Annotated in this window: 17 protein-coding genes and 1 rRNA gene; 8 read left to right on the forward strand and 10 right to left on the reverse strand. The window is 67.4% G+C overall.

All coding sequences use genetic code 11. The annotated features are described in order from the left end of the window. The first annotated feature begins 8 nt into the window (after positions 1-8). Positions 9-126: ribosomal RNA gene (gene rrf, locus FPP74_RS10955) — 5S ribosomal RNA — on the forward strand. 1,352 nt (positions 127-1,478) lie between these two features. Here rrf and FPP74_RS10960 read toward each other — a convergent pair. Then, on the reverse strand, positions 1,479-2,123 hold the full coding sequence (locus FPP74_RS10960) for a DUF3239 domain-containing protein (protein WP_095277224.1): 645 nt from the start codon (positions 2,121-2,123) through the stop codon (positions 1,479-1,481). An 11-nt stretch (positions 2,124-2,134) separates the two neighbouring features. Beyond that, positions 2,135-3,775: a DNA repair helicase XPB gene (locus FPP74_RS10965; protein ID WP_144718495.1), complete on the reverse strand. Its 1,641-nt coding sequence runs from the start codon at positions 3,773-3,775 to the stop codon at positions 2,135-2,137. Between the two features lie 172 nt (positions 3,776-3,947). Between FPP74_RS10965 and FPP74_RS10970 the strand changes: the two genes are divergently transcribed. Then, a complete protein-coding gene (locus tag FPP74_RS10970; protein WP_144718497.1) occupies positions 3,948-6,812 on the forward strand; it encodes an FAD-binding and (Fe-S)-binding domain-containing protein in 2,865 nt (954 codons plus the stop codon). Between the two features lie 136 nt (positions 6,813-6,948). Further along, a complete protein-coding gene (locus FPP74_RS10975) occupies positions 6,949-8,547 on the forward strand; it encodes an FN3 domain-containing metallophosphoesterase family protein (protein WP_255456144.1) in 1,599 nt (532 codons plus the stop codon). Between the two features lie 4 nt (positions 8,548-8,551). Here FPP74_RS10975 and FPP74_RS10980 read toward each other — a convergent pair whose 3' ends face one another. Beyond that, complete coding sequence (locus FPP74_RS10980) at positions 8,552-10,621, reverse strand: helicase-associated domain-containing protein (RefSeq protein ID WP_144718501.1); 2,070 nt, start codon at positions 10,619-10,621, stop codon at positions 8,552-8,554. Positions 10,622-10,688: 67 nt separating this feature from the next. Here FPP74_RS10980 and FPP74_RS10985 point away from each other — a divergent pair, with 67 nt between their 5' ends. Next, the gene (locus FPP74_RS10985) at positions 10,689-10,883 is read left to right on the forward strand and encodes a hypothetical protein (RefSeq protein WP_095277162.1); all 195 of its coding nucleotides are present in this window, start codon (positions 10,689-10,691) and stop codon (positions 10,881-10,883) included. A 93-nt stretch (positions 10,884-10,976) separates the two neighbouring features. On the opposite strand, the gene FPP74_RS10990 is transcribed toward FPP74_RS10985, so the two are convergent. After that, positions 10,977-11,660 carry a resuscitation-promoting factor Rpf1 domain-containing protein gene (locus tag FPP74_RS10990; RefSeq protein ID WP_144718503.1) on the reverse strand — a complete coding sequence of 228 codons (684 nt, stop codon included), beginning with the start codon at positions 11,658-11,660 and terminating at the stop codon, positions 10,977-10,979. 284 nt (positions 11,661-11,944) lie between these two features. Here FPP74_RS10990 and FPP74_RS10995 point away from each other — a divergent pair, with 284 nt between their 5' ends. Beyond that, positions 11,945-12,328: a cold-shock protein gene (locus FPP74_RS10995; RefSeq protein WP_095277157.1), complete on the forward strand. Its 384-nt coding sequence runs from the start codon at positions 11,945-11,947 to the stop codon at positions 12,326-12,328. Between the two features lie 21 nt (positions 12,329-12,349). Here FPP74_RS10995 and FPP74_RS11000 read toward each other — a convergent pair whose 3' ends face one another. Next, on the reverse strand, positions 12,350-12,877 hold the full coding sequence (locus FPP74_RS11000) for a DUF2771 domain-containing protein (protein ID WP_095546016.1): 528 nt from the start codon (positions 12,875-12,877) through the stop codon (positions 12,350-12,352). A gap of 23 nt (positions 12,878-12,900) precedes the next feature. After that, positions 12,901-13,743 (reverse strand): glutaminyl-peptide cyclotransferase, encoded by an 843-nt coding sequence (locus FPP74_RS11005; protein WP_144718505.1) that lies wholly within the window; start codon positions 13,741-13,743, stop codon positions 12,901-12,903. Positions 13,744-13,801: 58 nt separating this feature from the next. Here FPP74_RS11005 and FPP74_RS11010 point away from each other — a divergent pair, with 58 nt between their 5' ends. Continuing rightward, positions 13,802-14,506 carry a DUF3027 domain-containing protein gene (locus tag FPP74_RS11010; protein WP_095277153.1) on the forward strand — a complete coding sequence of 235 codons (705 nt, stop codon included), beginning with the start codon at positions 13,802-13,804 and terminating at the stop codon, positions 14,504-14,506. A gap of 10 nt (positions 14,507-14,516) precedes the next feature. Here the strand turns inward: FPP74_RS11010 and FPP74_RS11015 are convergent, their stop codons facing one another. Further along, positions 14,517-15,203 carry a hypothetical protein gene (locus FPP74_RS11015; protein ID WP_095277151.1) on the reverse strand — a complete coding sequence of 229 codons (687 nt, stop codon included), beginning with the start codon at positions 15,201-15,203 and terminating at the stop codon, positions 14,517-14,519. A 157-nt stretch (positions 15,204-15,360) separates the two neighbouring features. Between FPP74_RS11015 and FPP74_RS11020 the strand changes: the two genes are divergently transcribed. Then, on the forward strand, positions 15,361-16,812 hold the full coding sequence (locus FPP74_RS11020) for an NCS2 family permease (RefSeq protein WP_095555678.1): 1,452 nt from the start codon (positions 15,361-15,363) through the stop codon (positions 16,810-16,812). Between the two features lie 7 nt (positions 16,813-16,819). After that, the gene (locus tag FPP74_RS11025; protein WP_144718508.1) at positions 16,820-17,623 is read left to right on the forward strand and encodes an RNA methyltransferase; all 804 of its coding nucleotides are present in this window, start codon (positions 16,820-16,822) and stop codon (positions 17,621-17,623) included. Here FPP74_RS11025 and FPP74_RS11030 read toward each other — a convergent pair. The 3 genes from FPP74_RS11030 to serC all read right to left on the reverse strand — a co-directional run bounded on the left by FPP74_RS11030 (position 17,620) and on the right by serC (position 20,839). After that, entirely contained in the window at positions 17,620-18,474 is an 855-nt protein-coding gene (locus tag FPP74_RS11030) for a hypothetical protein (protein WP_144718511.1), read from the reverse strand. The genes FPP74_RS11025 and FPP74_RS11030 overlap by 4 nt on opposite strands. A gap of 60 nt (positions 18,475-18,534) precedes the next feature. Next, positions 18,535-19,605, reverse strand: coding sequence for a septation protein SepH (sepH, locus tag FPP74_RS11035; RefSeq protein WP_144718514.1), 1,071 nt, complete (start codon positions 19,603-19,605; stop codon positions 18,535-18,537). Positions 19,606-19,702: 97 nt separating this feature from the next. Further along, a complete protein-coding gene (gene serC / locus FPP74_RS11040; protein WP_144718517.1) occupies positions 19,703-20,839 on the reverse strand; it encodes a phosphoserine transaminase in 1,137 nt (378 codons plus the stop codon). Positions 20,840-20,923 lie beyond the last annotated feature (84 nt).

Here is a 20,923-nt window from a genome sequence, read left to right on the forward strand (position 1 = left end):
TTGGGTGTGTCGGTGGTTGATGGCGGCGGGGAAACGCCCGGTCCCATTCCGAACCCGGAAGCTAAGCCCGCCCGCGCTGATGGTACTGCACTCGGGAGGGTGTGGGAGAGTAGGTTACCGCCGACCCAATAACTATAAATAATTGAATACTGTTTGTGCGCCCCGGCCCCGGGGGTGGTGGGATCATGTGTTGATCCGCACCGCCCTTTGTGGCCGGGGCGCTTCTCTGTGCGCGTAGCAGGGTGGGGGGGAGCCTGGCCCGCCGAGACGCGTAACCTGCCACCGGGGAGTAGCCGTTGTCAGCTGCCGTCTGTGACGGGCATCAATGGCGGGGGCTCGGCCGACCCACGAGGCGTGCGTACTTGGCGCTAGCTCGATCTACGGCTACCAGACACATGCGACCTGGGCTTTTCCCGGTGAGCCGAGCGCACATGGCGCTAGCTCCTTCTGCGGCCACCAGACGGATGCGACCAGGGTATTTGCCGGCGCCACCGTCCAAATGGAGCTAGCTCCATATAACGCAGCCCGCGCAGAAGCCGCACAACCATCGCAGACCAAGCTGTGGCCGTGCCGGGGGCTTTACTCTGCCACCGCAGAGTAAATGGGGAGCGTGGACCGCCGTGGTGCCTACGCTGGCGTCGCAGAGTGCCACCCGGTTGAATACCCGGGCAAAGGCTTCGCGGTTATCCTCACCGCATGATCGCCTGGCGTTGCTGTTGCCACCCGGTTCACGCGTGCTGGCGCACCGCCCAACCCCGCGTGCAGTCAGTAGGGCGGCTATCTGACGAGATCTCCTTGACGAAGATGCGAGACGAGGTCCGTGAATTCGTCACCCCCTTCTCGTCAAACACACACAGCGGCCATCAAACACACGGTCTTCTCGTCAAACACCCGACACCACACCCCACCGAAACACCGAGCCAGACGAAGGCCACCCCGAACCGGCGAACACCCCGCCACCGCAGAGTAGAAGTCGGGGCAGCGTCGGGCAGACAACTTTACTTCCTGGTTATTCTTGATGACTGTTTTTGACGCGATTAACCAGTACAGCTGCAACTATGGTGAGCAGCATGAGGATGATGAATCCGAGGATCGACTTGTTTGTGATGGCGACATAACTCGAGATTGCCAGCCCGAATAGTGCAACGACAATCGCATTGGGAGAAATTTTGTGCCCGTTCATGAGTCCCCCTGTACTTGATCGTTAAGTACACGCGCTGCCGCGAACCGATCTGCACCACGTGTCATGGACCTTTATGCCATTATTGCATTTCTTGTGGTGGCTCGGGGCTACTGTTGCCCCGGTGATAGTGGCTCCTATGACGGTGCAGAAAGCCCACCCGACATCAGGAATGGCTGTCCCTTGGGCAACCCCCGATCCGCTGATAACTTTGTCTTACTCAAGAGGACTGAACTCCAAACGCCCACCTTCACTCAAGGAAGGCAGGCGTTGTGCGTTCGGGGCGGCGAAGAGCTCGCTAGAGTTCCACGAGGGTGTTCTTCGCGGCAGTGACCAGCTCGGAGTCCTTGCGCGCCTTCTCCAGGCGCTGCCACTGGTCCTGCGGGATCTCGGCGCGTGCGCGCGATATTTCCTTGGTATCGGGGGTGGCCCAGGCGATGGGCATCGGGGTGATGACCTGCCAGGTGTTCTTGTCGCGGGTGGAGCGCTGCCCACCAACGGCGACGACTGGGACCTTCGTGCCCACCGTGTCGTGGGTGTTGGGGATGCGCTTGACCACGCGGGACGTGAGTGCCCAGCGGGCGGGGCCGCGGTCGGAGGCGTTCATGTTCACCAGCGCGGTCAAGGTGAGGGTCGTCCCGACATTTTCGGTGATGATGGCGGGGGCGAGCGGGTGGGCGTCGTAAAGCGTCTGCGTCTTGCCCACTGACTTGGGCAACATGAGTGCGACGATGAGCATCATGACGCCAAACAGGATCAGGCCGACGGAGCCGAGGAGGCGCCACGGCGACGTCGGGTCGATGAAGATCCACGCGGCGATGCCGCCGGCGATACTGAGGACGAAGAGCGCGATGCCGGAGAGCACCATGCTCTTGGTGTCACGGAGCAGTTCGTTGTGCTGCTTGGCATATTCCTCGTCAACGTCGAAGTGAAACGTGCTCATGGGCGACCAGTCTATAGGTCGGCGGCGTCGACCAATCTGTAGGCATAGCCCTGCTCGGCGAGGAAGCGTTGGCGGTGTACCGCGTATTCGGCGTCGAGTGTGTCGCGTGCGACCACGGTGTAGAAGACGGCCTCGGCACCGTCGTGCTTGGGGCGGAGCAGCCTGCCGAGCCGCTGTGCCTCCTCCTGGCGCGAGCCGAACGTGCCGGAGACCTGGATTGCAACTGCCGCCTCGGGCAGGTCGATGGAGAAGTTCGCCACCTTGGACACCACGAGCGTGGTTACTTCGCCGTCGCGGAAGGCCTGGAACGCCTGCTCGCGCTGCTTCGTGCTGGTTTTGCCGTGAATGAGCGGGGCGTCGATGCGCGCGGCGAGCTCCTCAAGCTGGTCCACGTAGGCACCGATGATGAGCGTTTGCTGGCCCTCGTGCTGGGCAAGCAGCTTATCGACGGCCCCCAGCTTCCCCTTCGAACACGCCGCGAGCCGGTACCGCTCCCGGGTCTCCGCGGTGGCGTAGGTCAGGCGTTCCTCCTGCGTGAGGGCGGTGCGTACCTCGACGCACTCGGCGGTGGCGATGTAGCCGGCCATCTCCAGTTCCTTCCACGGCGCGTCGTAGCGCTTCGGGCCGATGAGCGAGAATACGTCGTCCTCACGGCCGTCCTCGCGCACGAGCGTCGCGGTCAGCCCGAGGCGGCGGCGCGACTGCAGGTCGGCGGCCATGCGGAAGACGGGGGCGGGGAGAAGGTGGACTTCGTCGTAAATGATGAGGCCCCAGTCGCGGGAGTCGAAGAGCTCGAGGGCGCGGTATTCGCCCTTGGTCTTGCGGGTCACGACCTGATACGTGGCGATCGTGACGGGGCGGATCTCCTTCTTCTCGCCGGAGTACTCGCCGATCTCGTTTGGGGTCAGCGAGGTGCGTCGCAGGAGTTCGTCGCGCCATTGGCGGCCGGCCACGGTGTTGGTCACCAGGATCAGCGTGGTGGTCTGCGCCTGCGCCATGGAGGCCGCGCCCACGATCGTTTTGCCAGCGCCGCAGGGCAGGACGACCACGCCGGAGCCCCCCTCCCAGAAGGATTCGGTGGCGTACTGCTGGTAGTCGCGAAGTGCCCAGCCGTCCTGGTTGAGCTGGATCGGATGCGATTCGCCGTCGACGTAGCCGGCGAGGTCCTCGACGGGCCACCCGAGCTTGGTCAATTCCTGTTTGATCTGGCCGCGGGCGGACGGGTGGACGGGGATGGAGGTGGCGTCGATAGGCGAGCCGATGAGCGGGCGCACCTTCTTGCTGCGGGTGACCTCGGTGAGCAGCGCGGGCTCATCCGCCTCGAGGACGAGGCCGTGGGCGGGGTGTTGGAAGAGCTTGAGGCGGCCGTAGCGCGCCATCGTCTCCGCGACGCTGATGAGCAGCGGCTGCGGGACGGGGAAGCGGGAGTAGCGCTCGAGTGTATCCACGGCCTGCTCGGCGTCGAAACCGGCGGCGCGCGCGTTCCACAACGCGAGCGGGGTGATCCGGTAGGTGTGAATGTGTTCGGGCGCGCGCTCGAGCTCCGCGAACGGAGCGAGCGCGGCGCGGGCCTTCGGCGCGTCCGGGTGTGAAACCTCGAGCAGGACCGTGTTGTCCGATTGGACGATAAGCGGGCCGTCTCCGAGCGGCATGGGGATCCTTTCTGGGCCGGGATTTGAGCTGCTGAGTAGTGTAACCGGCTGGCTGCGGGGAGCATTCCGTCGTCCGCGTCGGAGTCCCGGAGGCGCGGGGGTGGCGGGGTTTGTCGTTCCGTTCATCGAAAAACCGCCACCGCCCGCCTTGGACGCACTAGGCTCGAACGGTATGACGGTCATCACTTCCGGCAAAGAACCTGTTTCGAATCACCAAACGAGCGCGGTATCTTCAGCCGCGCTCACCGCCGCCCTCGAGGCGGAAATCGGTACCGCGGAGACGGTGAGCACGCGGCTCATCGACCGCGTCAAGTACGCCAACGACGCGTCGCACTACCTCTACACCCCGCAGGCGGTGATCCAGGCGCGCAGCGCAGCGGACGTCGCCGCCGTCTTCCGCGCCGGGCGCGCCTCGGGCACCCCAGTGGTGTTGCGCTCGGGCGGCACCTCGCTCTCTGGTCAGGGCGGGGGCAAGGGGCTGCTTGTCGACGTCCGCAAGCACTTCCGCGACGTCGAAGTCCTCGACCACGGCAACCGGGTCCGCGTGCAGCCCGGCGCGACGGTGCGTTCCGTGAACGCTCGGCTGAACCTGTACGGCCGGAAGTTGGGGCCGGACCCGGCGTCGGAAAGCGCGGCCACCCTGGGCGGCGTGATTGCGAACAACTCCGCTGGCATGGCCTGCGGCACCGAATTCAACACCTACCGCACGCTGGAGTCCATGACGTTCGTGCTGCCCTCCGGCACCGTGATCAATACGGCGGATGTGGACGCGAACAACCAGTTCCGCGCGCAGGAGCCGGAGCTCTTCGACACGATTGTCCGCCTGCAGAAGCGTGTGCGCGAGAACCCCGAATCCGTGGCAAAGATCGAGCGCCACTTCGCGCTGAAGAACACGATGGGCTACAGCGTCAACGCGTTCCTGGACTTCGAGGAACCGGTGAAGGTGTTCGAGCACCTGCTCATCGGTTCCGAGGGCACGCTGGCGTTCATCGCGGAGGCGGTGCTGCGCACGGTACCGGTGCCGAAGGTGAAGACGACGTCGGTGGCGGTGTTTAAGAGCATCGACGCCGCGACGCGCAGCCTGCCGGACCTGTTCGCCTCCAAGGCGGCCACGCTGGAGCTTATGGACTCGCACTCCATCGAGGTGGGCCGCAGCTTCGCGTCCGTGCCGCAGGAGATCACGGGCTTTGACGTGGACGGCCAGGCCGCGCTGCTCATCGAGTACCACGCCGACGACGAGGAGGAGCTGCGTGCCCGTGAAAAGGAGGGCGCCGAGATCCTGCGCAACCTGGACCTGCAGAACCCCGCAGTGTTTTCCACCGACGCGTCGGCGGCGGCGAAGGCGTGGGCGTTCCGAAAAGGCCTCTACGCCCAGGTGGCCGAGGCGCGCCCGTCCGGCACGACCGCGCTGCTGGAGGACGTCGTTGTCCCGGTCGGAGACCTGGCCGACACGTGCTCCGGCCTGCAGGTGATGTTTGACCAATACGGGTACGACGACGCCGTCATCTTCGGCCACGCCAAGGACGGCAACATCCACTTCCTCATCACGGACCGTTTCGAGGGCGAGGAGAACCTCACTCGCTACAACGGCTTTAACGACGCACTCGTGGACCTGATCCTGGGCGCGGACGGCAACCTGAAGGCCGAGCACGGCACCGGACGCGTGATGGCGCCCTTCGTGCGCCGCCAGTACGGCGACGAGGTCTACGACGTCATGGTGCAGCTTAAGCGCGCGGTCGACCCGCACAACACGATGAACCCGGGCGTCATCATCACCGATGACCCGGAGGAGCACCTCCACAACATGAAGCTGTCCGCCACGGTCGAAGACGCCATCGACAGCTGCGTCGAGTGTGGCTACTGCGAGCCGGTGTGCCCGTCGCGCGACCTGACCATGACTCCGCGCCAGCGCATCGTCGTGCGCCGGGCCCGCGCGCAGGCGCTCCTCGACGGCGACATGGACACCGTCCAAGAGCTGGACAAGGCCTACCAGTACCAGGGCATTGACACGTGCGCGGTGGACTCCATGTGCGTCACCGCCTGCCCGGTGGGCATTGATACCGGCAAGTTCATCAAGTCCCTGCGCCGCGAGCAGGCCACGACGCTGGAGAACGAGGGCTGGGCCGCGGCCGCGAAGGCGTGGGCGCCGGCGAACAAGGTGGCCTCCGTCGCGCTGACCGGCGCGCACTACATGCCGACCGGCCTGGTGCAGAAGGTAACGGACGTTGCCCGCGCGCTGGTCGGCGAGGATACCGTGCCCGAGTACCGCCCAGAGCTGTCCAAGGGCGGCCGGACCCGCTCGAAGGCGTTCGGCGAGCGCATTGGCAGCAAGTTTGCGGAGCCGGTTGGCGTCTTCGTCCCGGCCTGCGTGAACTCCATGTTCGGCCCGCAGGGCGACGGCGTGGGCGCCTCGGAGGCGTTCGCCCGCCTGGTGGAGCGCGCCGGGCTGGCGCTCATCGTCCCGGAGGAGATCGACGCGCTGTGCTGCGGCACCCCGTGGTCCTCCAAGGGCATGGCCAAGGGACACGACGTGATGGAGCAACGCGCCCAGGAAGCGCTCATGGCAGCGACCGACGGCGGCCGGCTCCCCGTGGTCGTGGACGCGTCGTCGTGCACCCAGGGCTTCCAGGGCATGGCGGAGAAGGTGGGCATCACCGTCCTCGACGCGATCGAGTTCGTGGAGCAGCACGTCGTGGACAAGCTCACCGTGCCGCAGAAGCTGGATTCGGTGACGCTGCACCCCACCTGTTCCTCGACGCACCTGGGCATCAACGAGCAGCTGGTGGCAGTTGCGGAGCACGCGGCGGAGCACGTGCATGTGCCCGCGGACTGGAACTGCTGCGGCTACGCGGGCGACCGCGGCATGCTGCACCCGGAGCTGACCGAGTCGGCCACCAAGCGCGAGGCCCGCGAGGTGGAGCAGCTCGGCGCGCGGCACCACGCGTCGTCGAACCGCACCTGTGAGCTTGGCCTGACCAGCGCGACGGGCGAGGATTACCACCACGTCCTCGAGCTGCTGGAGCGCGTGAGCCGTTAGCTTATCGACGCCACTGTGACCGGGGCCACATCATACCGGTGGCCGTGGTCTGGGAGCTGCCTTAATTTAGAGTGCGTCAACCTCAATGGCTGACTGTCAGTCATCTGAAACCCCGCATTGAAGGAGCTTCACCGTGATGCGTTCCCGTTCGCTCGCACTCGCCACCGCCGCAGCTGTTACTGTCTCTGGCATCCTCGTCCCCGCCGCTTCCGCTGAGCAGCGCGAGGTGACCAACGAGTACATCGCCGACAATTTCCACAGCCCGTTCACGCTGCCGGAGAAGACTCCGGAGGGCGTGATCCTGCAGGTGGGCGGCAACGAGAACGAGGCCATGCTCAACTGGGTGACCCAGAAGGGCATCACCGGCCAGTCTGTGCAGTTCGCGCCGGAGGGTGCCGACGTGGCTAAGGGCGAGGTCGTGGACGCTACCTCCAAGGACTCCGTCGTCTCCCTCACCGAAGGCAAGCTGAAGAACCCCGAGGTTGAGCCGGTCTTCAACACCATCGCCGAGCACAAGGCGACCATCTCCGGCCTGAAGCCGGGCACCTCCTACTCCTACCGCGTGGGCAGCGAGCAGGACGGTTGGTCCGACACCTACACCTTCAAGACGGACAAGGCCGACGCCGAGAAGTGGAACTTCCTCCTCTTCGGCGACGTGCAGCTGTACTCCACCAAGGACCTCAAGGCGCAGACCAAGGGCTGGGACGACAACGTCACCAAGGCTACGAAGCAGTTCCCGGACACCTCCTTCATCCTCTCCGCGGGCGACCAGGCGAACCACTCCGCGCTGCACGAGCACGAGGCCTTCATCTCCCCGGACGAGCTGCGCTCCTACCGCACCGCGGTGAACATGGGCAACCACGACAACTACTACGCGCCGAGCTACGAGGCGATGTACAACCTGCCCAACCAGGAGGACGAGAACTACTGGTTCACCCACAACAACGCGCTGATCATCTCCCTGGACTCCAACGACTGGGAGGACCTGGACGACGACGTTGACTTCCTGCGCCGCACCGTCAAGGAGCAGGGCGAGGGCAAGGACTGGGTCATCGTGACCTACCACCACTCCACCTTCTCCCAGGCGTACCACCAGGAGGACCGCGGCATCATGTACTGGCGCGAGCGCATGACGCCGGTGCTCTCCGAGCTGGACGTTGACCTGGTGCTCGGCGGCCACGACCACATCTACGCCCGCTCCCACCTCATGAACGGCTACACCCCGGTTGACTCTGGCCGCGAGGCGAAGATCGGCGAGACCCTGGCGAAGAAGCCGGGCGAGGTCCAGTACATCACCACCAACTCCGGCTCCGGCTCGAAGTACTACCAGTTCTTCGATTTCAAGACGGGCGAGCGCGACGAGGACACCAAGGAAAACTTCGACCAGACGGTCAAGGAAAAGACCATCCGCGATTACACCGCGCTGTGGAACCAGCAGGAGGTGCCCAACTACACCAACGTTGAGGTCACCCCGGAGGGTCTGAAGGTTTCCACGTTTGCGTACAACACCGGCGACCGCGTCGACGAGTTCACCCTGACCCGCGCTGCCGACGATGCAGGCCAGGCTGATCAGGGCAAGGGCGATCAGGACCCGCAGGAGGGCGGCTCCTCCGACAACACCCTGGCCATCGCGCTGGGCGTGCTGGCCGGCCTGCTCGCAATCCTGGGTGGCGGTGCCTGGGCCGCGCAGCAGGGCCTGATCCCGGGCGTGAACCTGGACACGCTGCTCCCGTAAGGAGTTAGGCCAGCTCTACTCCGGCCACGCGCGCGATGGGGAGGCGGACGACCTTGTCGGTCGCCTCGTCGAGCAGGTCGGCCCGCCCCTCCCGCACCGAGAGCGGCAGCGCCGCGAGTTGGCGCTGCTCGCCGGCACCGGAGAAGTAGGTCACGCGCACGTGGCGCCGGCCGCGCGCCGCCGCGCGCAGCACCTCTGCGGGAGCCTCCTTGTCGCTTGTCGACGCCACCTTCGCCCCCGCAGTCAGCGCCCCGACGAGCTGCTCCACGCGGCCCTCGTCGATCTGGTAGTCGCGCGCCAACGTTGCAGGTGTCGCACGCACCAGCGCCGGTTCCGGGGCGAGGTCGATGGTGGCGCCGTCGGCGTCTTCGGCGGCCGGTTGCAGGCCGGCGTCGCGAAGCCGGGCGATCAGCTGCGGCAGCGGGAGCTGGGAGACAGCGACGGTGGGGGCGAGGATACGCAGCGGCGCGTGCTGCGCGGCGGCCGTGAGCGCGGCCGGGTCCTCGCTGCGCAGGTAGCTCAGCGCGGAGCCTGCGCGGACGGCACCGTGGGTGCGCGCGACGTCGTCAAGCAAAAAGCCCAACCCCTGCGGAACCTCTCCGAGGGTGTGGGCTTCCAGCCATGCCTTGAGCTCGTCGGCGGTACGGCCGGCGTCGAGGGCGCGGCGCACGGAGGCGTCGCTGACGCGCCAGACGCTGGCCAGGCCGGGTGACTCGAGCTGGGCGAAGGATTCGAGCATGGACGCCATCGCCGGTGGGAGGGGGCCAGGCGCGAGGATGGTGAGGTCCGCCTGGGCGATGACGGCGTCGATTTCCGCGGGGACCAGCTCGCGGGTGGCCGCGGCGACGTCGCCGCGCGCGAGCAGAACCCGCAGCGGCGTGGACGGGGTGGGGGCGAGGGCGCCGAACGTGCGCGCCTCTTCGGCGAGCTGAGCGACGAATTCCGGGCGCAGCCCCGCGGTCTCGAGCGGGGCGTGGAAGAGGAGCTGCTCCATGTCGCCGCCGTGGCGAGCGACGACCTCGCGGGTGCGCCGCAGGTCCGGCTGGCGCGACTCGGTGCTGAGCAGGCGGCCCTGGTCAAGGCGCCACGGGGAGGCGAGCCAGCCGGCGAGGAGGATCGCCCACTGATCCGAGATCGCCGCGTCGAGCCAGCTCAACGCGTCCTTGGTGGCGGCGAGCGCGTTCGTGTCGTCCGCGCCGGTGCGGGAGTCGTCGACCGGGCCGCGCCCGATGAGGCCGGCGGCCTCGCCGACGGTGATGGTGAGGCCGGGGTCGAACCCGAGCTCCTTGGTCAGCGCAGCGAGGGTGCGCACGCCCACGGAGCCGTCCTTGTTCAGCGGCGCGGGTGTGCGCAGCAGGCGGGTGAGCAGCTGGCGCGCCTGTCGCACGGCTTCCAGGCCCGCGGCGGTGGCGTCGCGGTCCACGGTCGTCTGGTCTGCCTCCGGCTCCGGCGGGGCGGTAAGCGGGTGGACGCGCGGAGTGCGCCCGCGGAAGGCGAGGAGGACAGGCTCGGGGAGACGGACGGAGTGCGCGTCCATGCGGACCAGGAGTCCGTCCGCGACGAGGCGGGCGGCGGGAGTAGTGGGGTCGGCGTCCGGCGCGGCGGCCTTGGACAAGCCGATGCCGCCGCCTGCGGCCAGCGACTCGATCACTTTGCGCTGGCGCGCATCGAGGGCCGCGAGCTTTGCGTCCAGGTCGGCCGGAGGGCGGTCGGCGACGCGCCAGGCCTGGGGCAGAGGAGCGACGGCGCCGGGGGCCACGCGCACCAGCTCGCCGGAGCCAGCAGCGCCGCCGTCGTAGACGAGCGCTGCGTCGCGCAGCCGGTTCGTGTCGCCGAAGGGGGCGGGGTCGATGGGGGAGAGCTCGGCACCGGCGTCGACAAGCGATTGCAACGTGGCGAGGTCTGCGGCGTTGAGCGCGCGCAGCGCACGGGCAGTGGAGGCGGGCTGCGTGAGGCGCGTGGCCAGCGACGCCAGCGAGGGCGGAGGCGGGAAGAACACGTCCGGGCGCAGGGCGATGAGGCGGCGTAGGGCGTCGGGGGTGAGCTGGTTGAGCGCGTCGGCGAAGTCAGTCATGTCAGGGTACAAGCTTAGTGGGTGACTTTGCGTGCGTTTTGACCACGGACGTGACAGAATAAGGGGCATGGCTAAAGATGTAGAGAAGATCGGTCGCGCAAACCCGGCGTGGCCTGAGCACACCCCAGGTAATGGTCACCCCGTGACGGAGATTTCCTCGAAGATCGCCGGCGCTTCCAGCCCCTTCGGCAACGAGCTCGTGCTGCCGATGCCGGCTGAGGAAACCGGTTACGTGCACCCGACCACGCGCATCAACCGCTAGCGCGCCCGCGGCACGAAAAAGCGCCTCCCCGGTTCCCCAACAGGGATCCGCGGAGGCGCTTTGCTGTGCGCTGCACAGCCGCCGTTTAGCCGTTTAGCGCAGTGCCTGTGCCTGCACCTGGGCGATGATGCCGTTGATGTTGCCGTTGAAGACGGCGTCGATCAGCGGCTGGTTCGCCTTGTAGAACGCGTTGTAGTCGTGGCGGTTCGCGGCGTAGGTGTTGTGGACCTGGGCCGGGACGCCGAGGCCGGCGTTGTTCAGCGTGGTGACAACCTGGGAGTACAGCTCGTCGACGGCCAGAGTGGTGTCCTCCTGGACCGGAGCCTGCTCAGCCGGGGCGGCCGGTGCGGGCGCCGGAGCCGGCTCGGGGGCCGGAGCTGGCTGGGCTGCCTGCGCGTCGCGGTTGGTCGGCGCGGAGTTCAGGCCGAGGCTGGCGGAGCAAGCGGGCCATGCGCCCCAGCCCTGCTGCGCCAGGGTGCGCTCGGCGACGATGATCTGCTGCTCGCGGGTGGCCTGGTCTGCGGTCGGGGCGAACTCGCCGCCGCCGTACGCCTGCCAGGTGCCGTAGTTGAACTGCAGGCCACCGTAGTAGCCGTTGCCGGTGTTGATGTGCCAGTTGCCGCCGGCCTCGCAGCCTGCGAGACGGTCCCAGTCGGAGTCGGGAGCGGCGGATGCTTGCGGAGCAAGCGCGCCGACACCTGCGAGGGCTGCTGCCGCTGCGGTGCCTGCGAGGGCCTTCTTGGCCGGGGAAGTGGTCTGCTTGGAGTGGCGACCCATAGGTGAAAAATCCTCTCTCGGTTCTGCCTGTCTAGCGTTGCGGGTCAGCCTAGCGGTTTATAACGATTGAGTCACGCAACGGGCACGAAACGGGTGTCGGTGAGGCGCGGCGTCGACAAGCGTGGCCCCGAAAGCGCTGGTCAAGGCGTTGAAGAAATATTCAGTGAGTTACGCCACAGTGGTGCGGTTTGGAAGCGGGAGGAGGTGGATGGGTACGATCACCTCTTTCGTTAAGGTGAAGGGAACGCCCTTACGGGCACGATACGAGTAAAGGAAGATGCATTATGCCTATCGGAAAGGTGAAGTGGTTCGACGCCGACAAGGGCTTCGGCTTCGCATCCAACCCGGGTGAAGAGGACGTCTTTATTGGCAAGTCCGTGCTTCCCGACGGCGTCGAGGAGCTCGTCCCCGGCCAGCGCATCGAGTTCGATTTCGCGGCCGGGCGCAAGGGCCCGCAGGCGCTACGGGTGAAGGTACTGGAGACGCCGAAGCGCCGCCCCGTGCACAAGCACACCCCGGAGCAGCTGGGAAGCATGCTCGCTGACGTGATGACCATGATTGAGACCGAGGTCCAGCCGGCGCTGACCAACGGCCGCTACCCGGACCGCAAAGAATCCCGCCAGGTGGCGGACATCCTGCGCGCCGTGGCCCGCGAGCTCGACGCGTAGCGGGGCATTGCTTATCGACGCCTACGCGTCACCCACACCAACCGACCACGTGGCGAGGACAGGGATTTCTTCCCCGTCCTCGCCACGATCTATTTCCAGCGCCGAGACCTCCGCAACCACCAGCCGCGCTCCCGACTCCGTCACCGCCTGCACGGTCTGCTCGTTGGACTCGTTCGACTGAAACACTTGCTCGTTGTTCGCCGCGGGGTCGTCGTAGATGGTGAGCAGGCGCCACCCGGAGCTGGAGATCTCTTCCGGCACGTTGAATCGCAGCTCGGTCGCGTCGCCCAGCTCAAGCGCGGGCGGCTCGCCGCCGTCGCACTGCTCATCCAGCGGGCAGACCGTGTACGGCGCCAGCTCCTGCGAATTGTCCCCCGCGGCGACCTGCACGCGGACGTCGTGCACCGGTGTCGACGGCGCGGAGCGCTGCCACTCCAGGAACGCGTAGATACCCCCGACCAGCACAATCACGAGCACGGCGATGACCGCGATCTGCTTCAGCGCGCCGCCACCCGACGCCGCTCCGGACTGTTTTGCCGTAGATGCCATGCGCGCCAGTCTAACCGGGTGCGCTAGCCGGACTGGCCGTCGGCCGGTTCGAAGGTGACCCGGTATAGGTCCGGCCAGCGCTTGCCGGCCAGCAGGAATTCGTCCGTGCCCGGCAGGTGTGCGATGCCGTTGAGTACGTTGTTCGGGTCGGGGGAGGCGTGGTTGGGGAGCGCGGAGGCGTCGATAAGCGCTGTGACCTCGCCCGAGTTGGCGTCGATGCGCACAATATCCGTGGTGGTAAACACGTTGGCGTAGATGTCGTCGCCCACGCACTCGAGCTCATTGAGCCCGGTGACGGGGGCGCCGTCGGAGGTGACGCGGAACCGCTCGCGCTCCTCAAGCGAATCCGGATCCATGCGGCGCAGCTCCGCCGAGCCGTCGGAGAAGATGAGCTCCTCGCCCCGGTTGCACAGGCCCCAGCCCTCGCCCTCGTAGGAGACGCGACCCGTCTCTTCCAGCGTGGAGGCGTCGCGGCGGATGGCGGTGTTGTCCTGCCAGGTGAGCTGCCAGAGCGCGTCGCCCACGCGGGTGATGCCCTCGCCGAACAGCTCCGGGTCCAGGTCCACCGACTGCGACTCGGCGCCGTCGAGCGAGCGCCGGTAGATGCGGGACTCGCCCTCCTGCCCGGTGCCCACCAGCAGCGAGCCGTCCTGGTCCACCTCCAGGCCCTGGGTAAAGCTGGTGGGGTCGAAATCGTAGCGCTCCTGCACGACCGCGCGCAGGCGCTCGGGGGCAGCATTTGGCACTGTGTCGGGCACGGTGTCGGGCAGGGCGTCGGGCACGGTGTCGTCGGCGCACGCGGTCAGCGATGCGCAGACGGCAAGGGAGGCAGCGGCTACTGCGGCTGCGCGGCGAGTGAAGATCATGCCCCTATCTTGCACCACCTGCACACCCGCTGTACTCGTGCGCCCGGTGTCGCGCATAATGGTGAGCGTGTCACATTCCAACAAACGCTCCCGCAAGCGGCCCGACGCGGCCACGCCACTGCTCAGCGCCAACGCGATCGACACCGCGCGCGAAGCGCTCGAAGAGATCGCGCAGCCCGAGGAAATCGGTGAGCACATCGGCGTGGGCGGGTTGAGCCACAACGTCGCGACGCATCGGTTTGCCGCGCAGGTCCCCGGGTACCCCGGCTGGGAATGGAACGTCGTCGTCGCCTGCGCCACGGGCTCCGACTGGGTGACCATCAACGAGCTCGCGCTCATGCCCGCTGCCGGCGCGCTCGAAGCGCCCGACTGGGTGCCGTACTCCGAGCGGCTGCGCCCCGGCGACCTCGGCCCGGGCGACATCATCGAGATCGCGCCTGACGACGATCGCCTCACCGAAGACTCCTTCTCCCGCCACGCCGTCACGTTCCCGGGGCGGGAAACGAAGCACTACCTCACCGAAAAGGGGCTCAGCGACGCGGAGAAGCGCTGGCGCACCGGCGACTACGGCCCCAACAGCGAGTTTGCAGAGAAGGCAGCGCTGCACTGCCGCAGCTGCGCGTTCTACGTCCCGATGGGCGAGCCGGTCGGCGACAACTTCGGCGTGTGCACCAACGAGTACTCGGCTGACGGTCACGTCGTCGCCGCGTCCTACGGGTGCGGCGCCCACGCCGATACGACGGTGGAATCGGTCGGGCTCTAGCGCGGCGTGCCTAGAGCGGTGTCGCCCGCCCGCGGCGCAGCTCGTTGACCTCACGGTGCGTGGGCACTTCGCGGCGCTCCACCCAGCGGCGCGCCGGGCGCCGCGTCCCGTACTCCAGCCACGACGTGACCAGGCGCGCGCCGCACAGCGGGTCGACCACCCACACCTCGCTGGTGAGCAGGTCCGAGCGGACGAAGCCGCCGTCGAGGTGGCGCACCTCGACGCCTTGTCCAGCGAGGATGTCCACCACGCCGTCGAGCGCGATCGAGGCGGAGGTGTGCTCGTGGCTCGATACGTACGCGGCCCCGTGCTTGAGCAGCAGGAGGGGGTTCATGATGGCGGAGACGACCCGCCCCGTGGCGTCGACAAGCAGGCCCTCATCGGCCCCCGCCTGAGCGAGTTCGAGCCGCTGCCACCCCAGGTCCGGGCCGACAAAGGCGGGGGTGGTGCGCTCGTCGCGCACCGGCTGGGCGGCGACCGCGATCTCCAGCGGCATAGGGGCCAGCGGGCGAAGCTCGAGGGAGGCCGAGCTGCCCTCGACCACGAGGACCGCGCGGCGCGTACCACCCACCAGGCTTAGGCGGAGGCGGAGCCGATGTATCTCGGCGGTGGAAACGCCGAGGTGGCGCAGCTCGGAGGTGTACGCGGCGGCGTCGACAACCGCCCCCTCTTGCACGACGAAGGTGAATGAGTGCACCGCGGGCCTTTCCGTGGGTGGGGCAGTGGTTGCAATGGTCGTATTTGTAAAAATGCCAAGAAAAGTGACAGTCTATGTCACGGAAACGGCTGTATGTATCCAGGCCGTGCCATTCATAATTCAATCATCCTGAAAGGGACAGGGGAGAACATCCGACGTGAGTACCGTCACCTCAAACGCCTCGCCGCAGGGCGGGCTCGACCGATTCTTTCACATCAACGAACGCGGCTCCACCGTCGGCACGGAGATCCGCGCCGGCGTAGTGACCTTCTTCGCAATGGCCTACATCGTGCTGCTCAACCCGCTGATCCTGGGCACCAGCGCGGACCGCGACGGCGTGGTGCTGGGAATCCCGCAGGTCGCCGCCGTGACCGCGCTCGCCGCGGGCGTGATGAGCATTCTCTTCGGCGTGATTGCCAAGTACCCCTTCGGCATCGCCACCGGCCTCGGCCTGAACACGCTCGTGGCCGTCACGCTCGTGGGGCAGCAGGGGCTGACCTGGCCGGAGGCCATGGGCCTGGTGGTTATCGACGGCATTATCATTGTCCTGCTCGCCATCTCCGGCTTCCGCACCGCAGTGTTTGACGCGATTCCGGACTCCATGAAGGTGGCCATGAGCGTGGGCATCGGCATGTTCATCGCCATGATCGGCCTCGTGGACGCAGGCTTTGTCCGCCGCGTGCCCGATGCGGCAATGACCACCGTGCCGGTCCAGCTGGGCTTTAGCGGCTCCATCGCCTCCTGGCCCACCTTCGTCTTTGTGATCGGCCTGATCATCTGCGGCTTCATGGTCGCACGCAACGTGCCTGGCGGACTGTTCATCGGGATCGTCATCACCACCATCATCTCCCTGATCGTGGAGCACTTCGCCGGCGCCGGTTCCTCCGCGGATGATCCGCACGGCTGGTCGCTCGCCGTGCCGGAGCTGCCCAGCTCGCTCGGAGGCGTCCCCGACCTGTCACTCGTGGGCAACATCGACCTGGCGGGCGCGTTCGTGCACCTGGGCGTCGTTGCCGCCTCGCTGCTGGTGTTCACCCTGGTCCTGGCCAACTTCTTCGACGCGATGGGCACCATGACGGCGCTCGGCCGCCAGGCCGAGGTGACCGACGAGCACGGCAACCTGCCCGACATGAAGCGCGCCCTGGTTGTCGAGGGCTTCGGCGCGGTCCTCGGCGGCGCCGCCTCCTCGTCCTCCAACACCGTCTTCGTCGACTCATCCGCAGGCATCGCCGACGGCGCGCGCACCGGCCTGGCCAACGTGGTCACCGGCGTGCTCTTCCTCGCCGCCATGTTCTTCACCCCGCTGTATGAGATGGTGCCCATCGAGGCCGCAGCACCGGTCCTCGTCGTCGTGGGCGCCCTGATGATGATGCAGGTGGGCAGCATTGACTGGACCCGCTTCGACGTCGCCTTCCCGGCGTTTCTCACCATCGTCGTCATGCCGCTGACCTACTCCATTGCCAACGGCATCGGCGTCGGCTTCATCGCGTTCACCGTGATGGCCGTATTTACCGGCAAGCACAAGCAGATCCACTGGATCATGTGGCTCATCTCCGCCCTGTTCGTGGTCTACTTCGCGCAGGGCCCGCTGCTCGCCGCACTGAGCTAGGAGAATCATGCTTATCGACGACCCCCAGGACCCCCGCCTCGACGACATCCGCGACCTCAAACACTCCGATAAGGAGAAGGGGCTGGTCTTCGCCGAGGGCCCGCTCGTCGCGGGCCGTCTCGTGGAGTCCCGCTTCCCGGTCCGCGCCATCTACGGCTTTGGCGGCCGGCTCGAATCCTTTCTCCAGGACTACGGCGAGGAGCTCGAGCGCCGCCGGATCCCGGTCTACGAGATCACCCGGAAGCTCATGGGCGAGGTCGCCGGCTACGACATGCACCGCGGCCTGCTCGCCTCCGCGGACAAGGCACCCGAGCGCAGCGTCGCCGAGGTCCTCGACGGCGCGCGCACGCTCGTCATCCTGGAGGGCGTGGGCGACCACGAAAACATCGGCTCGATCTTCCGCAACGCGGCGGGCATGGGCGTGGACGGCGTCCTGTTCGGCGCGGCGACCGCCGACCCGCTGTATCGCCGCAGCGTTCGCGTCTCCATGGGCCACGTCCTGCGCACCCCGTTTGCGCACCTCGAGGGCACGACCACGACCTGGCAGCGTTCCCTGCAGGAGCTCAAGGACGACGGATGGTGGCTCGTTTCGCTCACGCCGGCCGACGACGCGGTGCTGCTGCGCGAGGCCGTGGAAGGGCACGACAAGATCGCCTTCCTCGTCGGCGGGGAGGGCCCGGGCCTGACGCGCCACGCCATGGCCGCGACCGACGTGCGCGCAAAGATCCCCATGGCGCCGGGAACCGACTCGCTGAACGTGGCGACGTCAGCCGCGATTGCGTTCTACGAGGCGCAGCGCTCCCGGTCCTAGCGGTCCGAGTGCCGGATGCGGTCCTGGATCTGCGCCGCCAGTCGCTTGAGGCGGCGCGAGAGGCCGCGGCCGATGCGCTTGGTGGCGGCGAGGGAGGCGTCGGCAAGCTGCGCAAACTCGTGCCCGTCCTCATCCGGGGCTTCGACCTCGTAGTCGTCGTAGTCCTTCTCCGTATCTGCGAAGCGGGCGGCGACCTCATTGACCGACTTGGTCCGCGGCTTCGCCGGGCCGATCTTCGGCTCCGGGCGGCCGTCGATGGCGTAGCCCACCACGTGCACGTCCGGCCCCTCCGGGCTGACGGGGACACCCAGCCAGGCCTCCTGCGCCGCATCGGTAAGGTCCGACGGCTCGAAGGGAAGCGTGATCCCGCCCAGCTGCTCCGCCTTCTCGCCCGCCCAGTAGGGGGCCTCGAACGGGTCGGGCAGGCCGACGTCCTCGAGCACTACCTCGCGGGTCGCGGCCAGCGCGCGGCGCACCTGCGTGCCCGTGTAGTGGGCAAATCCGGCGTAGTCCGAGTCCGTGCCCTGCGCGAACACGTAGGTGTCCGTGGCGGGCAGCGCCTCGCGGAGGTGGGCGATGACCTCGGAGGCGTCGGTCACGGTATCCATCGACTCCACGAAGGTCTGCACGACGGCGACACCCGGGTAGCCCGCGATGTAGAACTCGGCCGGCCCCGGGGTAGAGGAGCGATTGAGGGGGAACTCGCCGATCGGGGTGATCGGCCAGGCGGGGTTGATCTGGCTGAGCAGCTTGCGGCCGAAACCGCGGTCGGCCTTCGGCTCGGAGCGCAGCACGGCAGCGGGGTCGTCAGTGTTGACAAACCACACGGTCACAATGGCAGGGTATGACATGTCACTTAGTGTAAAGAATGTGGCGTCCGCTACGCGGCCTTTGCTCGGCGTGTTCGCCCGCTACTTCTTTGGGCGCTTGGTATTTGTACGGACCCCGAGCAGGACGTCTTCCCAGTGCGGGGTCACTGCCTTGCGGCGCCGCTTCTGCGGGGCCTGGCTCTCCGGGTGCTGCAGGAAATCGCCCTCGGTCACGGTGGACTCTGTTGGCGCAGTGGGTGCAGTGGGATCGGCCGGCGCGCCGGTTTCGCCGTCGGGCTCGTTGGCTTCTGGCGTGTTGCGCTCTTCCGGTGCTTCGCTGTCATCCGCGCTCACTGCGCTCACTGCGGTGAGCGAGCGCACCGGCTGCACAAAGTTGGGGTCCGTGAGATCCGCCGCGACGCTGTTGCGCGCCTCGGTCGACGCGGTCGCGCCCATCGAGCGCTGCAGCGTCCACTGCGCCTCGTTCTCTGTCAGGCCGGCGCGCCAGCGCAGGTGCACGACCCACGCATCACCCGGCTGGCGGGTGGCGTCCCACTCCGCCTCGCTCAGCGAGTGCCCGCGGGCGGCGAACGCGGTGGCCAGGATTTCAAACAGGGAGAGCTTCGCGGGGCCGTCGTCGCGAACCGGGTGCGATTGCTTGGCGGCCTCCGCGATCTGCACGCGCTCCAGCATGACGGGGTGGGCGTAGGGGTCGACGCGGCTTTCCGCCACGCCCATCTCCTGCGCCAGCTCGGCGGCCGTCGCGCCGGCGCGGATACGCGCCTGGATTTCCTTCGGCGGGAGGGAAAGGGGAGTGGACAGGAGCGGGTCCGGCTCCGGCAAGGGGCGCTGCTTGGCCATCTGGTTCAGGGCGCTGTACTCCGGGGTGTCGTCGGGCACGGAGGGCCCAGAGGGCACTGAGGGCTCAGGGGGCTCTGGCGCCTCCTGCGGCTCTGGTGCTTCGGCGGGCGCGTCCTCGGCCTCGGCCGGCGCCGGGTGGAGCGGGTGGATGGTGCTGCCGGACGCGGGTGCGCCAGCGTCGGGGGCATTGTGGGCCGCACTGTAGACGCTGTCAAACTCGGAGCGGGCGATTTGGAAGCTCACGCCGTCTGCGTCACGAAGCACAAAAAACTTCGCCGTCGATTCATCTGCCATCAGGTGCAGCTCGCGCATGGATCTCCCTTCGCCCGGTCAGTTCACCCCAGCCTAGCGCACCTCGCCGGGGCGCCGCGGTAGACACGGGGCGTTTGTGCTGGCCCTCGGGTTGTCGTTACTTTTGGCCGACGCCCTGGCCGAGCAGCCAATCGATCGCCTGAGTGAGCGTGCGCACGTCCTGCGACTCAATTGCCGGGAACATACCGATGCGCAGCTGGTTCCGGCCCAGCTTGCGGTAGGGCTCGGTGTCCAGGATGCCGTTGGCGCGCAGCGCCTTGGCCAGCTCGGCGGCGTCGACGCGCTCGTCAACGTCAATCGTGCCCACCACGAGGGAGCGCTGCGCGGGGTCCTGGACAAATGGGGCGGCCAACTCGTGCGCGTCGGCCCAGCCGTAGAGCGCTTGCGCATTTGCGGAGGTGCGCTCGACCATGCCGTCTAGGCCGCCGTTCGCGTTCATCCACGACACCTGCTCCGCCAGCATGAGCAGCGTAGCGACGGCGGGGGTGTTGTAGGTCTGGTTCTTGCGTGAGTTGTCCACTGCGGTCTGCAGGTCCAGGAATGCGGGAATGAAGCGGTCGGACGCTTTGACCTCGGCGATGCGGTCGAGGGCGGCGGGGCTCATCGCCGCCAGCCACAGGCCACCGTCGGAGGCGAAGCACTTCTGCGGGGAGAAGTAGTAGATGTCCGCGTCCTGCATGGAAACGGGGAGTCCGCCGGCGCCCGAGGTGGCGTCGATAAGCACGAGCGCGTCGGTGTCGGGGCGGGTGACGGGCACCATGGCGCCTGTCGACGTCTCGTTGTGGGCCCAGGCGACGACGTCGGCGTCCTCGCTGTCGAGGCCGTTGAACTCGGCGGGGCTCGGGGCCGATCCGGGGTCGGCCTGAACGAGCCGCGGCTCGTCGAGCCAGGGCGCCTTCGCGGCGGCTTTGGCAAACTTGGAGGAGAACTCGCCGAAGGTCAGGTGTGCGGACCGCTGCTTGATCACGCCGAAGGTTGCGGCATCCCAGAAGGCGGTGGCGCCGCCGAGGGAAAGGACGACCTCGTAGCCGTCCGGCAGGTCGAAGAGCGCGGCGAGCCCCTCGCGGACCTCGCCCACCAGGTTCTTCACCGCCGGCTGGCGGTGGGAGGTGCCGATCACGTCTGCGCCGCGGGCGATCGCTTCGAGCTGGGCCGGGCGGACCTTGGAGGGACCGCACCCGAAGCGGCCGTCGGCGGGGATCAGGTTGGAGGGGAGAGTGGGGTAGGTGCTCATGTGGCGTCTTTCCTCGTTGGGAGCCGGAAAAGTTGCGGTGTAATGCATAATATAATGCATCACAACACGGGGGTGGCACAGTTT

This window comes from Corynebacterium sp. NML180780 (genome assembly GCF_007786415.1).
Classification (GTDB): Bacteria; Actinomycetota; Actinomycetes; order Mycobacteriales; family Mycobacteriaceae; genus Corynebacterium; species Corynebacterium gottingense.